The organism is Shewanella sp. GJ50-10 (assembly GCF_055808815.1).
Window position 1 is genome coordinate 422283 of record NZ_JBVVSS010000001.1, and the last position, 15164, is coordinate 437446.

Here is a 15164-nt window from a genome sequence, read left to right on the forward strand (position 1 = left end):
AGGCGAGAAAATATCATTCATCTTTGATGACAAGGGATTTAATATGACCAGGCTACTGCGAAATGCCGCTCTGAGCGCGCTTTCTCTCGCAATTATTTCAGGTTGCAGCGCTACAGCAAGCAACAGTGATACTTCAACGGTAACTAATCAATCAGCTAGCGTAATGGTTCCGTTCGCTATGCCGCCGCAAGCTGAGCAAACACTGACGCTTAATCAAATCATGGCAAATCCTGATTGGATGGGATTACTTGCAAAGAATGCTTATTGGTCAGACGATAGTCAATCGGTCTACTTTAGCCGCCAAGAGCATCAATCCCCGATTGCAGATGTTTACCATCAAGAGATTAATCAAGCGCAAGCCAGCATTATTCAACTGAATCAGTTGCACTTAGCAGATCAAAAGCATGGTGTTTTCAATACTGATAAGACGCAAAAGGCCTACTTATACAAAGGTAATATTTTCGTAAAGCAGCTTGATTCTGGTGAGGTTAAACAGTTTACCCGCCAAAACACCTCAATTGACGAAGTGAAGTTCTTAATTTCAGGTGATATCGCTTACATGCAAGGCAACAGTGTTTTTAAATTACACTTAAAGTCGGGCATGACCGAGCAACTTGCCGATATTCAAATGGCAAAAGCGCCAAAAGGTGTTAAAGATCCTGAATCTTACATTGCTAAGCAGCAGCATCGTTTAATTGCTTATGTTGCATTGCAGCATGACAAGAGTAAAACACGTGCAGAATATGCTGAAGAACTTGCAGCAAAAGATCCTACTTTTGCTGCAAAAACTTGGTACTTAGGCGACAGTGAAAAAGTCAATGAAATGAGTCTATCTGCTGATGGCCGATACTTAGTTGTAGCTTTGTCAGATAAGAATTACAGCTGGCGAGCAGATCATGACATTATGCCTAACTATCTCGGTAAAGATGGTTACGTTGATGCTGTGCCTGCTAGAGCTAGAGTCGCTGAAGATAGCTATCCGGGTGAAAGGTTAGTTTTGCTTGATTTAGCTGAGCATGTAAAAAAAGATATTACCATTGAAGGTCTAACAGGCTTTGATGAAGATGTTTTAGCATCAGTAAAAGCTGAGAATGCAAAAGCACAAGGTAACAGTTATAAAAGCAAGCCTGAGCCACGTTTACTGCAGTTAATGCAAGACTGGGGTTGGAACCAAAGTGCAATTCGCTGGCACGACACTGAAAATAAATTATTAGTGATGATGGAAGCGGTTGATAATAAAGATCGCTGGATCGCTAGTGTTGATCTTGAAAATGGCAAACTCACCACAGAACATCGTTTACATGATGATGCTTGGATTAATTACACTTTCAATCAATTTGGTTGGGTGACTGGCACTGATAAATTCTATTACTTATCTGAAGAATCAGGCTTTTCTCAGCTATACCTTAAATCTAACGGCAAAACGACGGCGTTAACTAATGGCGAATATGTCGTTGATCAAGTGACATTATCACCTGATGCAAGCCATTTATATTACCGCGCCAATAAAGACCACCCAGGAACTTATAATGTGTATCGTGTGGACGTTGCGACAGGTAAAACTGAGCAGTTAACCCAGTGGACTGGTACTTTAGATTACGAACTAAGTCCTGACGGTCAGTCGTTATTGTTAACCGCTTCAACAGCGATTAACCCTAATGAACTTTATGTGCAAGCAATCGGCGGCGAGCTTAAGCAGTTAACCCAATATACCAGCAAAGCATTTAGTAATTATGCGTGGCAAGCGCCTCAAGTGGTAAAAGTTCCTTCTAGCCATGGTGCTAAAGACATCTATGCAAGAGTGTATTTACCACAAGGTTACGACGCTAGTAATGCTGATAAGTATCCTGCGGTTATCTTCAACCATGGTGCGGGTTACTTACAAAATGCCCATAATGGTTTTTCTGGTTACTTCCGTGAGTTCATGTTCCATAACCTGCTAACACAGCAAGGTTATGTAGTAATGGATATGGATTATCGAGGCTCAAAAGGCTATGGCCGTGATTGGCGCACCGCTGTTTACCGTAATATGGGGCACCCAGAAGTCGAAGATTTAAAAGATGGTGTTAACTGGATGGCAAAAAATACCCACGTTGATGCGGCTAAAGTAGGAACTTACGGTGGCTCTTATGGCGGCTTCTTAACCTTTATGGCTCTGTTTAATGAACCTGAGTTATTCCAAGCTGGTGCAGCGTTAAGACCGGTAACGGATTGGGCGCACTACAATGCCCCATACACGTCAAACATTCTTAATACGCCTGATGTCGATCCAATAGCTTACGAACGTAGTTCACCAATAGAACATGCTCAAGGATTAGAGAAACCTTTACTGATTATGAGTGGTGTACTGGATGACAACGTGTTCTTCCAAGACAGTGTGCGTCTTGTGCAGCGTTTGATTGAACTTGAAAAGCCAATGTTTGAAACTGCGATTTACCCAGTAGAGCCGCATGGGTTTAGACAACCATCAAGCTGGTTAGATGAATATCGTCGTATTTATAAGTTATTTGAACAAGAGCTTAAATAACAAGAGCATTAGCATCATAGAATACATGAACAAGCTCAACTGAATTAAGGCTTCCTATTGGAAGCCTTTTTTATCTATTTCTTTTTAAGTTAATACTATCAATTGTTACATAAATTGGCCGATATCCTTTATTATCAACAATAAATGTTTCAGGGTTAGGGTAAATCGTAGTGGCAGTATCAGTAGCTGGTGGAGTTAGGCCAGGTAAAGTCATAGAAGTTGAAAACCGCTTATATAAACAACTGATCGTTGGGAAGGAAAAACTAACCCAACAGTTTGATGATCGTGACAAACAACTCGAAGACGATGCGAATAAGTTAGAAGTTGAGCGCAAAGCGATTAAAGCGCGTATGGAAGAGCAAGCTAAAGCGCAGCAGGTGCTTAAGCGGATCTCACAGCAGCTAACTTTAACAGTGATGAACAGTTTAGAGCATCAATTAAGTTCTCCTAAACAAATGCTTGAACAATCTGGATTAGCCGAGTCACAGGTATTGTTACTGGATTTATTACTAAACAAAGACCCAGATTTACGCCGTATCCGCCCCTTAGTCGAAAATATCTCTTGGTTGTACACTGATTTAGTTAATTTAATAAATAGCCCTGCATCGAGCCATAGAAGACCTCAGCGTTCAGAAGTTAAGGTGACAGATATTAAGTTAGTACTCAATTATATTGGTATTGAGAACCTACAAGCTGTGGTGCCTTATTTTTGTCTGCGCAATTGGTTACCTGCTGGCAACGCGAATTTAGTCTGGACCACCAGAAAGTTATGGCGATACAGCATGATGACGGCAATTGCGGCTAAAGCTCTGGCTGTTCTTCACGAAAAAGATGTGGCGCTTGTTTATAGTGCCTCATTAATGAAGCAACTCGGTAGCGCAACCATATTGAATACCAGTGCGAGACAGTTTGAAAAAACTTGGGGCACCTGGCTTAGAGAAACCAGTGCTAAAGGGGATAAAAACCTTTATGACGCTGTAATGGCATCGGAATTTCCTGCAAATGAAGTGTTCGAAAAAGTGATGTCCCACGGCGAACAGCTAAACTGGCAAATGCTTGATCTACTTGAATTTGAAAACAGCAAGCTAACTAAGCTGTTGAAAGAGCTCGATTTCAACTATCACTTCAGTGAGTTTTCAGTTGAAAGCGCTATCGTGGCCAAAGCGAGTTGCTATGCCAAAGTGCTTTTACTAGAAGAATCCCGTCTTATCGAACCACAAGAAAAGCGTGTGATGTTTGATTATTATGAGTTTACCGAGCAAGAGCTTATAAGGCTGAAAGGCCAAAACTACCGTAAGTTAGATCTAGTTTAACTATGGTTAGCAGCTTATCTCAGGCTTAATTAGCTTGTGTAATTATGCATTTTTGATGAATAGCTAACTAAATCTTGCTCAAATAACTTTTTTTATGACTATTTATGCTGTGAATTAGCAAAATAAGCACTTTGTATGCGCATTTTTCTCACTCTTTATTCACTAATCATTTAAGTAATGAATAGTTAACAGCTAAAAACTGGTATTTTGATCACATTTTAGCTAATAATGTCCTTCAAGTTAGACAAGCAACCGCTGCGATACTAAACCAAAATCAATACAGACAGCGGAATAGAGTGATTTTAAAATCACTTAATAACCAAAGGACGAAAAGTAATGAGCGTTGAAATGAACTTAACACGTGCCCAATTTGATGAAGTCATGGTGCCTAATTATGCGCCTGCAGCAGTAATTCCTGTTCGCGGTGAAGGTAGCCGAGTATGGGATCAACAAGGCAACGAGTTTATTGACTTTGCTGGTGGTATTGCAGTGAACTGTTTAGGTCATTGTCACCCAGCATTAGTTGGCGCGCTTAAAGAGCAAGGTGAAAAACTTTGGCATCTTTCAAATGTTATGACTAACGAACCAGCATTAGAGTTGGCGACAAAGTTAGTTAATGCAACATTTGCTGAACGTGTATATTTTGCAAATTCAGGCGCTGAAGCTAACGAAGCAGCACTTAAGCTTGCCCGTCGCTACGCACTTGAAAACCATGGCCCACAAAAAGATCAAATCATTGCATTTGATAAAGCATTCCACGGCCGTACTTTCTTCACTGTAACTGTTGGTGGCCAAGCGGCTTACTCTGACGGTTTCGGTCCTAAACCACAAAGTGTTACTCATGTACCGTTTAACGATATTGCTGCATTAGAAGCAGTAATCTCTGACAACACATGTGCCATCATGCTTGAACCTCTTCAAGGTGAAGGCGGTATCATTAATGGTGATCCAGAATTCTTAAAAGCGGTACGTGCTTTAGCTGACAAGCATGACGCATTAGTTATCTTCGATGAAGTACAAACAGGTGTTGGTCGTACTGGTGAGCTATTTGCTTACATGGGTACTGATATTGTTCCTGATATTTTAACCAGCGCTAAAGCATTAGGTGGTGGTTTCCCAATCGCAGCAATGCTAACGACTGCAAAAATTGCAGCACATTTAAAAATTGGTACTCACGGTTCTACATACGGTGGTAACCCACTAGCTTGTGCTATTGGTAATGCTGTAATGGATGTGGTTAACACCCCAGAAGTACTTAATGGTGTTAAGCATCGTGAACAGTTATTCCGTGATGGTTTAGCCGCTATTAACGCAAAATATAATGTATTTGAAGAAGTACGTGGTCAAGGTATGTTACTTGGCGCAGTACTTAACGAACAATACGCTGGTCGTAGCCGTGACTTCCTAGTTGCATCAGTTGCAGAAGGTTTAATGAGCCTTATTGCTGGTGCTAACGTTGTGCGTTTTGCTCCTTCTCTTGTGATCCCAGAAGCTGATATTGCTGAAGGTTTAGCGCGTTTTGAACGTGCTGTAGCTAAAGTAGTAGCAGGTTAATCGATAAGATTGCGCAGCCATTATGGTTGCGCTTTTTTGTTTGGGTAACCAATGGAGTTAAGTATTTAAACCAAGTGGGTTGAATGCTTGATTTTATATGGTGTTATTTAGGAGAGTTTGATGCTAATCATTCGACCAATTCGTGCCAGTGATTACGATGCTCTATACAAGGTAGCTGTTGAGTCTGGTCATGGATTTACTTCCTTACCAGTCAATGAAGAGCTATTGCGATCGAAAATTGCTCGTGCAGAAGCCTCTTTTTCCAAGCAAGTTGAAAAACCTTTTGATGAAGGTTATTTGATGGTGCTTGAAGATCTGAAAACCAATGAAGTTGTCGGTACCTGTGGTATTGAAGCTGCTGTTGGGATGGAAGATGCCTTTTATCATTACCGTTTAGGTACTGAAGTTTATCATTCAAAGCAAATCTCAGTTCGAAATGAAGTTGAAACTCTGACCTTGTGCCATGACTACACAGGCGCTGCAGAGCTTTGTACATTATTTTTGAACAAAGATTACCGCCGTGGTTATAACGGCCGCATGTTGTCACGTTCACGCTTTTTGTTTTTAGCACAGCATGAGCAACGTTTTGGCAGCACGGTTATTGCAGAAATGCGCGGTGTTAGCGATGAAAAGGGCGACTCGCCTTTTTATGAATGGTTACAAGATCATTTCCTCGGTATCGATTTTGTTGAGGCTGATTATTTGTCAGGCCTTGGCAAAAAAGCCTTTATGGCTGAAATGATGCCGCGAAGCCCAATTCATGTCTGCCTTTTACCTAAAAAAGCGCAAAAGGTTATCGGTGAAGTACATCGCAACACCAAACCAGCATTGAAACTGCTGCAAGCAGAAGGCTTCAAATTTAGAAACTACGTCGATATTTTTGATGGTGGCCCAACGGTTGAGTGTGCGTTAAATGATATTCGCTCAGTTCAACAGAGCAAAGAGCTCACGGTAACCATCGGAAAAATGCCTCATGCCGATCACCAGTACATTGTTGCCAATACTTTATTAGCGGACTACCGCGCTACGGCGGCAAAAATTAAAGTGTCGGATAAACATGACAAGGTCACGCTTAGCCCAGAATTGGCTGAAGCATTAAAAGTGGCTAATGGCGACAAAATTCGCGTACTAGAACTTTAGGACAGCAAAATGACACAATTTATTAAAGGCCAATGGTCTAATGGCGAAGGCCATGAAGTAACATCAGTTAACCCTGCCAATGGCGAAGTCATCTGGAGTGGTAAAACTGCGACAGCATCGCAAGTGAATACAGCAATTGATGCAGCTCGTGCAGCACAGTTTGATTGGTTCATGTTGGGCTATGATGCTCGTTTAGCTATTGTTGAAGCTTACCGCAGTGAGCTCGAAGCAAACAAAGCTGAACTTGCAGAAGTCATTGCTCAAGAAACAGGTAAGCCGCAGTGGGAAACCGCAACTGAAGTTGGCGCAATGATTGGTAAAATCGGACTATCTGCTGCAGCTCACGATAAGCGCACAGGTACTGAAACTAACGATATTCCAGCAGGTCGTGCAGTATTACGTCATAAGCCACACGGTGTTGTTGCGGTATTTGGTCCTTATAACTTCCCAGGTCACCTACCTAATGGCCATATTGTTCCTGCACTACTTGCAGGTAACACGGTTGTATTTAAGCCATCAGAATTGACCCCAAAAGTTGCCGAAGAAATGCTAAAACTTTGGGATAAAGCTGGATTACCGCAAGGGGTGATTAACCTTGTGCAAGGTGAACTAGAAACTGGTAAAGCACTGGCTTCTCACCCACAAATTGATGGTTTGTTCTTTACAGGTAGTTCTCGCACTGGTCATTTGTTGCATCAGCAATATGCAGGGCATCCTGGTAAAATCTTAGCCCTTGAAATGGGTGGTAATAACCCGTTAATCATTAAAGATGTTAAAGATACTAAAGCCGCTGTTCATGACATTATCCAGTCAGCTTATATCTCATCAGGTCAACGTTGTACTTGTGCTCGTCGTCTTTATATCGAGCAAGGCGCTGCGGGTGATGCGTTAATTGAACAGCTTATCGCTGCAATTAAGCAAATCAAAGTAGGGAGCTGGAATGCTCAACCACAGCCATTTATGGGTTCTATGATTTCAGAGGGCGCTGCGAAAGGTATGGTTGCCGCTCAAGCTGAGCTGCAAGCGCTTGGTGGGCAATCTTTAATTGAATTAACCCATGTTGAAGCGGGAACAGGCTTAGTTTCTCCTGGGTTAATTGATGTGACTGAAATTGCAGAGTTGCCAGATGAAGAATACTTTGGCCCATTACTGCAATTAGTGAGATACCAAGAGTTTGATCAAGCAATTGATATGGCTAATAACACTCGTTATGGTTTATCAGCAGGTATTTTAGCTGACAGCCGTGAAGATTATGATTACTTCCTCGCTCGTATTCGCGCCGGTATTGTTAACTGGAATAAGCAAATCACTGGCGCTTCAGGTTCAGCACCGTTTGGTGGTGTTGGCGCTTCAGGTAACCATCGTGCAAGTGCATTCTATGCTGCTGATTACTGTGCTTATCCTGTTGCTTCTGTTGAAGCTGACAGTGTGAGTCTACCAGCGAATTTAAGCCCAGGGCTTTCAATCTAATATAACCAAACGCTATCAAGGCAATGACTCCGTCATTGCCTTTTTTATAAAGAAGGATTTTATTATGCATACCGACGTAAATGCTTTATTCGCTGCTTTATGGCAAGACTATATCAACATGACGCCATCAGCTGACAGTATTCATAAGCTGCTTAGCCAAGGTGAGCCGATCATAAACGATCATATTGCTTTGAGAACGTTCAATATTGCTAAAGTGAACTTGTCAGTGTTAGCTGAACATTTTGAATCTATTGGTTATGTGGCTTGTGGTGATTACAACTTTGAGCAAAAGAAGTTAATTGCAAAACACTTTGAGCACCCTGATGCGAATCAACCTAAAGTGTTTATTTCTGAACTTTTAGTTGAAGAGTTTAGCCCTGAAGCTCAAGCTATTATCCATGGTTTGATTGAGCAAGTTGATGTTGCTGCAACCAAAGCGGATAACTTCCTTTATTCTGGCCGTCACTGGAACGTAAACCTAGCAGACTATAAAACGCTGTTAGTTGAAAGTGAATATGCTGCTTGGGTTGCCGCTATTGGTTATCGTGCCAACCACTTCACTGTTTCGATTAATGCCTTGCCTGAGTTTGAGCAAATTGAAGCGGTAAATGATGCCCTAAAAGGCGCTGGCTTTAAATTGAATACGTCGGGCGGCGAAGTGAAGGGGTCTGCTGAGGTGTTACTTGAGCAGTCTTCAACAATGGCTGACAGAATGATGGTGAGCTTTGAAGATGGTGAATTAGACATCCCGACTTGCTTCTATGAGTTTGCTCGTCGCTATCCAATGGCTGATGGCAATTTGTATACCGGTTTTGTTGCTGCTTCTGCCGATAAGATTTTTGAAAGCACTAACGCCGCTGGTTAAATCAAGTTGATAGGCTCTTGGTATTGCTGGTGTTCCATAACCGCTGCGACATTAATCAGCTTTATCTAAAGTTAAAGCCAATCAAGGCCATTTAAAGTCAGCTAAAGTTAAAGCCATCTAATATGATGATCTCAAAAGCTCAGATTCAACTCTCGATACATGAGTTGATTCTGGGCTTTTTTAGTTTGGATTCGCTTTAAATTAGCTAACAACGTTAGTTTTTACTTTGGGGTTGGTAAATTCAATCGTCACTCTAAGGCCGCCTAAGCGTTCTGAACGCTTAAATATCAAATTGTAGCCATACTGTTCAATAATCTCTTTAACGATGGATAAGCCAAGCCCATGGCCCACAACAGCCTCATCTAATCGTTTCCCTCGATTTGTTAACTGGCTGAGTTGATCATCATTTACACCTGGGCCGTCATCTTCGATAGTGAGGTTGAGTGTATGACTATTACCAATATCAGACATGTTGATATCAACATAAATGCTCGATTCAGCCCATTTATAAGCGTTATCCAGTAAGTTACCAAATAATTCCATACCATCTTCTCGATGGATAGGCAGACGGCTGGTGTCAGCAAGAATGTTCACAGTACAGTCAATCTGCTTATGATGATGGACCTTGTCCAAGGTACTGATGAGTGCTTCAAAGTCTCTAGGAATGACCATTTGCGCTGCAGGGAGCATGTCCCCAGTAATTCTAGCAGCAGCTAATTTTCGTTCAATCATATTGCGGATTTGATCGAGTTGCTGTTGCATCGCCTCAGCGGTTTCAGGGTTCGATAACCCCAATACTTCAACTTGTTGTTGCATGACCGCAAGCGGAGTTTTTAAGCCATGACTTAAATTGCCGAGATTATTGCGGCTGCGCTCAATTTGATTGGCTGTGTAATCTAATAACTCATTATAGGTTTCTGCTAAGGGTTTTATTTCTACTGGAATTTGATTAATTTCCAGAGAGTTAATTTCACCTTGTCGCAGTTTGGCCAGAGAGTCTTGAATAGACTTAACGGGTTTAAATGATTGTCTGATGATGATAAAAATACCGCAAATCATTGCCAGTAACATGGCAATATTTATTGCTAGTTTAGTGCCAAATACCTCGCTGAACACTCGTCTACCAATACTCAAATCTTGTGCAACGGTTAGGGTTGCGATTTTTTCACCGCTGGTGGAGCCTATGCCTATGGATAATAACTGCATGTCATTATTTTTAGGCCCTTTAGCTTGCCATACACGAGTTTGGTTTTGTTGAAGTAGTTCAATATCGAGTTGGACGTCCCAGAGAGAGCGAGAGCGAATAACTTGGCTTTCGGAGTTAAATTGAAAGTAGCGTCCAGAGTATGCGGGTTTATAAAAGCTTGATAGCTCATTTTGGTCGATGATGATTTCGCCAGCATTAATATGGCTTGCCAGAATGATGTGCTCTAAATCTTCTTCAAGGCGATTAATGATGGAGTCATGAAAGGCTTGCCTAAGCATGGACTCAAACAATATGAGTCCAATGACGGTCGCAATAATAATAAGCGCACTAAGCCATAAGCTTAGTTTACTGCGGATTGATATCATTCCACTATGCCGTGAAAGATATATCCTTGACCACGGCGAGTTTCGATAGCCGTTTTACCGAGTTTTTTACGTAAATGAGTAACGTAAACTTCAACGACATTTGACTCTTTTTCATCATCAAATTGGTATAGCTTGTCAGTCAATTGGGCTTTGGATAGTAACTTTTTAGGTGACATCAGGAAGATTTTTAATAATCTGAATTCCATTGCTGTGAGTTCAAAATGGTTTTCACCAATGTGCACTCTTTGTTCAGCTTCATCTAACGTAATACCGCCATAGCTCAATTGCTTTGAAGAGGTATTTAACCGGCCATGGGCTCGGTGGATAAGGGCTTGAACTCGAGCTAATAACTCTTGAGCGTGGAAAGGTTTGCCAAGGTAGTCATCTGCGCCAGCATTGAAGCCTTCAACTTTTTCATGCCACTGACTACGAGCTGTTAGCATGATAACCGGTGTATCTATGCCTTTTTCACGCCAAGATTGCACTAGGGTTAAACCGTTACCGTCAGGTAGGCCAATATCTAGAATGACACAGTCGTACTGGGTTTCTTTAATTAAATAGTCTGCTTCAACAGCTTTATCAGTTACGTCGGTGACGTAGCCTGCTTGTTTAAGTTGTTTCTCAAGTTCAGCAACTAAAAGGGTATTATCTTCAACGAGTAACAGTTTCATTTATTCGGCATTCACTTGGTAGTTGGTCAATAGACTCCGGCATTCCATTTGTTGCATCGATATTTAAATGGATAACATGCCCTTTTTTTAACTTCAATTGTAAATCATAACGCCATTTATCATCCTCTTGATAGAGGCTGGCATCAATTAATTCACCATGACAGTATTGTGCAAGTAAAGTAAGGGAATAATCAAGTGAACGAATGCTACCAGATGTGACCAAGCGCTGAACTTCATCATGTTGAAGCTCGGTTGTTATTGCATTTGATGCTGGAGTGAGAGTAAATGCAAATAAACTGAAACAAAACGCTGGCAGCAGCCTCATTGGAACGACTCCCATAAAAAAAGTGATAATTAGATTGACTAATTATCACTTTAATTAATTACTCTTAAATCAAGCTGAAGCTTAACTTAACGAGTTCCATATACGACTATAGTTTTACCGTGTGCTTGAATAAGGTTCTGTTCTTCAAGCATTTTTAAGATACGGCCAACTGTTTCACGCGAACAACCTACAATCTGACCAATCTCTTGACGAGTGATCTTAATTTGCATGCCATCAGGGTGAGTCATTGCATCTGGCTGTTTTGCTAGATGTAATAATGTTTGCGCAATTCTTCCAGCAACGTCTAAGAATGCTAAATCACCTACTTTTTGGCTAGTGCTTTGTAAGCGGTAAGCCATTTGAGCAGTAAGCTTCATTAGGATTTCAGGGTTAACCTGAATCAGTTGCTTAAATTTCTTGTAAGAAATTTCCGCGATTTCACATGGTTGTTTTGCACGAACCCAAGCAGTACGTTCTGCTTGTTCTTCGAATAAACCAAGTTCACCGATGAAATCACCTTGATTAAGGTAAGAAAGGATCATCTCTTTACCTTCTTCATCTTTAATCAATACAGCGACTGAACCTTTTACTATGTAGTAAAGCGTATCAGACTCTTCACCTGCATGTATCAAGGTGCTTTTCGCTGGGTATTTATGGATGTGACAGTGTGAAAGAAACCACTCCAAAGTTGGATCAGGTTTAGGCTTGCCAATCAGAGCCATGTTTATTTCCTCGATTGATAAAATGAAAGTAAGGACTATCTAATAAAGTAATTGTACTTGACTTGTAGCAGCAAAACCTTGATGAAGATCGAGTTTAACATTATGAAAAATGCTACAAAGGCACTATTAACTTATTAAATTAAAGATTTATTTTTGCTACTTTAGCTAACTATGTCAATCTAATTTAGTGGCTGTTAAATTATTTGGCAAGTACTTAAGCTACTAAAAAATACATATTTTGTGTGTTTTTTGTGTTTTAGATTGGTTAATTTACTTTAATTTGCAGATTTAAACTGATTTCAATTATTGTAAAAGGGCCAATTGATAGTTATTGTTAATTCGATTATCAAAGTGAAGTTGAGTAGTAGGGGTTGATTTGAAATATTCTCAAAAGCTATTAAATGTAGGGCTTGCATGCTCATTATTTATGCTTGGCAGTGCCATTCAGCCTGCTCATGCTTTTTCTATCCCTGCCTCAGTAGACTCTCAAGCGGCATCTAAACTGGTTCATATTCAGTTAAGGGCTGCTGATGGCAATGCTGATGCCCAGTTTTTGTTAGGGTTAATGAATTTGGCTGGCAGATTTGTCGAACAAGATACTGAGCAAGGCCTTTATTGGGTTGAGCAAGCTGCACTGCAAGATCATATTAAAGCTCAGCAAACCATTGCAGACTTATCATTCGAAGGTCAATTATTACCAAGAAATCTAGAAGTTGCTGAGCAGTGGTACCAAACCTTAGCAGAACATGGTGATCAACGCGCACATTTCCGTTTAGGCTTTATTTATTCAGCAGGTGGCGATGGTGTTGAGCGCAATTGTGGTAAGGCATTAGATCAGTTTAACCAGGTGGGTGACACTATTGCACTAGGTAATGTGGCTTGGATTTTAGCAACTTGTCCAGAAGAGCAATATAGAGATGGTTCGAAGGCTGTGGAACTGGCACTAAAATTACTTGAAAATGACTCTAATGACCCAACTAATTTAGACAACCTTGCTGCAGGTTACGCCGAAATGGGTGAGTTTGAATTAGCAGTTGATACCCAGCAAAAAGCGATTGAAGCACTGAAGCAAGATCCTGCGGTAGCCCTTAGCGATGAATTCAATATGCGACTTGAACAATATCGTCAACGCCAAGCATATCGAGAAATTATTCCGTTAATGAATTAAGCGTACCTGTTAGTTATTAAGTCATAATTATCAAACGGCCAATTGGCCGTTTTTTGGTTTTATAGCCTCAAAAAGCTTCCTATTTTTCAACAGATTTTCCCGCTTATAGGTTTGTTGCCTATGCTTGATAGAGACATGATGAATTTTTCATGGTTTTTTGCTTGTGGTTCATGTCACTTATAAGGGGATAGGATGAATCAAAAACTACAGCTATATCAAATAACCGTTATCTTCAGTTTATTATTTTCGCTTATGGGCTTTTCGTACAATGTATGGCGGATGGAAATTACCGAGCATAATAGTAATGTGAGAACGGCCTGTTTTGAAATGCTATTGGAGTTGGCGCAGTTGCAACAATTGGTTTATACGGCTCATTATGATCAAGACCTTAAACTAGGCAGCCCAAGAGTCGGATGGGTGAAGGTCGGCTTAATTGAAGACTTAAGCAGTTTAACCGGTGCATCTGTTATTAAGTCATCAAAGCAATTAACCCAAGTGTGGTCTAGTCAGTGGCAAGACATGGCTGAGGATGAAATTGCTGCGAATGAAATTATTGAACAAGTGGATATTGTTCGGGCTGACATAAAACTGTTGTTAGTGTCACTCAATTAGTGCCTTTCAATTAGTGTCATTCAATTAGCGCTGAGTATGTTTAAAGGTGTCAGTGAGTCGGTGTTGAGTTTGATTGAAATGTATTAAACAGATAGAGGTATTAAGAGAGGTTTGCTGATATGCCCAAGTGCGCTAACAGATAAAGATGGGGGAATTAACACCCATGAGCACATCAACTATCGTTCTTTCGCCTGAAGTCCCGACAGCGAGAATGATATAGCCCATGGCTTAAACCAAGCTTAAACAGTAACAAGTTATTTACCGTTAGTATGCAACTCATTCAAGTGCTAATCCTAGTGTTGTATCCTACTCTAATAAGTCAGCTTAACCAGCTAATTTAGGCGTTTTCAGCGGCTTTTTTATGCATGAGTTCTTTAATTAGTGGGGTTAAGATTAACTCCATTGCTAATGACATCTTACCGCCAGGAACCACTAAGGTGTTTACTCGGGACATGAATGAACCTTCAATCATGCTGAGGTAATAAGGGAAGTCGACATTGTTAATATCGCGAAAGCGGATCACGACGAAACTTTCATCTAGGCTAGGAATATCTTTGGCGCTAAATGGGTTAGAAGTATCAACTGTCGGTACGCGTTGGAAGTTAATGTGCGTTCGTGAAAATTGTGGCGTCATATGTTTAATATAATCATCCATACTGCGAACAATTGAACCCATTACCTTTTCACGGCTATGGCCTCTATCGGAAGTATCTCGAATGATTTTTTGAATCCACTCTAAATTGACAATCGGTACCATGCCAATCAGTAAATCCACATGCTGAGCGACATTGGCATCTTCAGTAACCACACCACCATGCAAGCCTTCATAATAAAGCATATCGGTATTTTCTGGCAGTGGATGCCATTGAGTAAAAGTCCCTGGCATTTGGTTAAATGGCACAGCTTCATCGAAGGTGTGTAAATAGCTACGGGTTTGACCCTGACCTGTGTCTGAATAACTTTGGAAACATTCTTCAAGTTTGACGAAGTTATTGGCCTCCGGACCAAAATAGCTAATATTACGATTCTCAGCTTGAGACTTACGGATCAAAACTTCCATTTCTGCACGGGTGAAGTTATGAAAACTGTCACCTTCGATAAAAGCAGCATTGATGCCGAGTTGACGAAAGATATGAGTAAATGCAGTTGTCGTTGTTGTTGTGCCGGCTCCTGAAGAACCAGTAACAGCAATTATGGGATGTTTTGTTGACATTTATCCTACCTA

The 15164-nt window shown here is 40.9% G+C and carries 13 protein-coding genes; 8 read left to right on the forward strand and 5 right to left on the reverse strand.

Translation table 11 applies throughout. The features are described from left to right. Positions 1-43 precede the first annotated feature (43 nt). The 6 genes from AC0L4E_RS01735 to AC0L4E_RS01760 all read left to right on the forward strand — a co-directional run bounded on the left by AC0L4E_RS01735 (position 44) and on the right by AC0L4E_RS01760 (position 8869). Complete coding sequence (locus AC0L4E_RS01735; protein WP_473677724.1) at positions 44-2527, forward strand: S9 family peptidase; 2484 nt, start codon at positions 44-46, stop codon at positions 2525-2527. A gap of 170 nt (positions 2528-2697) precedes the next feature. Then, on the forward strand, positions 2698-3840 hold the full coding sequence (locus tag AC0L4E_RS01740; protein WP_473677725.1) for an HDOD domain-containing protein: 1143 nt from the start codon (positions 2698-2700) through the stop codon (positions 3838-3840). A 336-nt stretch (positions 3841-4176) separates the two neighbouring features. Next, positions 4177-5394 carry an aspartate aminotransferase family protein gene (locus tag AC0L4E_RS01745; protein ID WP_102529213.1) on the forward strand — a complete coding sequence of 406 codons (1218 nt, stop codon included), beginning with the start codon at positions 4177-4179 and terminating at the stop codon, positions 5392-5394. Positions 5395-5514: 120 nt separating this feature from the next. Continuing rightward, positions 5515-6534 carry an arginine N-succinyltransferase gene (gene astA, locus AC0L4E_RS01750; protein WP_473677726.1) on the forward strand — a complete coding sequence of 340 codons (1020 nt, stop codon included), beginning with the start codon at positions 5515-5517 and terminating at the stop codon, positions 6532-6534. A gap of 9 nt (positions 6535-6543) precedes the next feature. Then, complete coding sequence (gene astD, locus AC0L4E_RS01755) at positions 6544-8004, forward strand: succinylglutamate-semialdehyde dehydrogenase (RefSeq protein WP_473677727.1); 1461 nt, start codon at positions 6544-6546, stop codon at positions 8002-8004. A gap of 64 nt (positions 8005-8068) precedes the next feature. After that, the gene (locus AC0L4E_RS01760) at positions 8069-8869 is read left to right on the forward strand and encodes a 2-oxoadipate dioxygenase/decarboxylase family protein (RefSeq protein ID WP_473677728.1); all 801 of its coding nucleotides are present in this window, start codon (positions 8069-8071) and stop codon (positions 8867-8869) included. 201 nt (positions 8870-9070) lie between these two features. On the opposite strand, the gene AC0L4E_RS01765 is transcribed toward AC0L4E_RS01760, so the two are convergent. The 4 genes from AC0L4E_RS01765 to crp all read right to left on the reverse strand — a co-directional run bounded on the left by AC0L4E_RS01765 (position 9071) and on the right by crp (position 12159). Further along, complete coding sequence (locus AC0L4E_RS01765; RefSeq protein ID WP_473677729.1) at positions 9071-10441, reverse strand: ATP-binding protein; 1371 nt, start codon at positions 10439-10441, stop codon at positions 9071-9073. Continuing rightward, complete coding sequence (locus AC0L4E_RS01770) at positions 10438-11112, reverse strand: response regulator (protein WP_102529218.1); 675 nt, start codon at positions 11110-11112, stop codon at positions 10438-10440. Before AC0L4E_RS01770 ends, AC0L4E_RS01765 begins: the two co-directional genes overlap by 4 nt. After that, positions 11093-11437, reverse strand: a complete 345-nt coding sequence (locus tag AC0L4E_RS01775; protein WP_473677730.1) for a PepSY domain-containing protein — start codon at positions 11435-11437, stop codon at positions 11093-11095. Before AC0L4E_RS01775 ends, AC0L4E_RS01770 begins: the two co-directional genes overlap by 20 nt. A gap of 86 nt (positions 11438-11523) precedes the next feature. Continuing rightward, positions 11524-12159, reverse strand: coding sequence for a cAMP-activated global transcriptional regulator CRP (gene crp / locus AC0L4E_RS01780; RefSeq protein ID WP_055024942.1), 636 nt, complete (start codon positions 12157-12159; stop codon positions 11524-11526). 376 nt (positions 12160-12535) lie between these two features. Between crp and AC0L4E_RS01785 the strand changes: the two genes are divergently transcribed. Both AC0L4E_RS01785 and AC0L4E_RS01790 read left to right on the forward strand, forming a co-directional pair. Then, positions 12536-13327 (forward strand): tetratricopeptide repeat protein, encoded by a 792-nt coding sequence (locus AC0L4E_RS01785; protein ID WP_473677731.1) that lies wholly within the window; start codon positions 12536-12538, stop codon positions 13325-13327. A 192-nt stretch (positions 13328-13519) separates the two neighbouring features. Then, positions 13520-13939 carry a hypothetical protein gene (locus AC0L4E_RS01790; protein ID WP_473677732.1) on the forward strand — a complete coding sequence of 140 codons (420 nt, stop codon included), beginning with the start codon at positions 13520-13522 and terminating at the stop codon, positions 13937-13939. A 337-nt stretch (positions 13940-14276) separates the two neighbouring features. Here AC0L4E_RS01790 and AC0L4E_RS01795 read toward each other — a convergent pair whose 3' ends face one another. Next, positions 14277-15152 carry a phosphoribulokinase gene (locus AC0L4E_RS01795; protein WP_473677733.1) on the reverse strand — a complete coding sequence of 292 codons (876 nt, stop codon included), beginning with the start codon at positions 15150-15152 and terminating at the stop codon, positions 14277-14279. Positions 15153-15164: the final 12 nt, after the last annotated feature.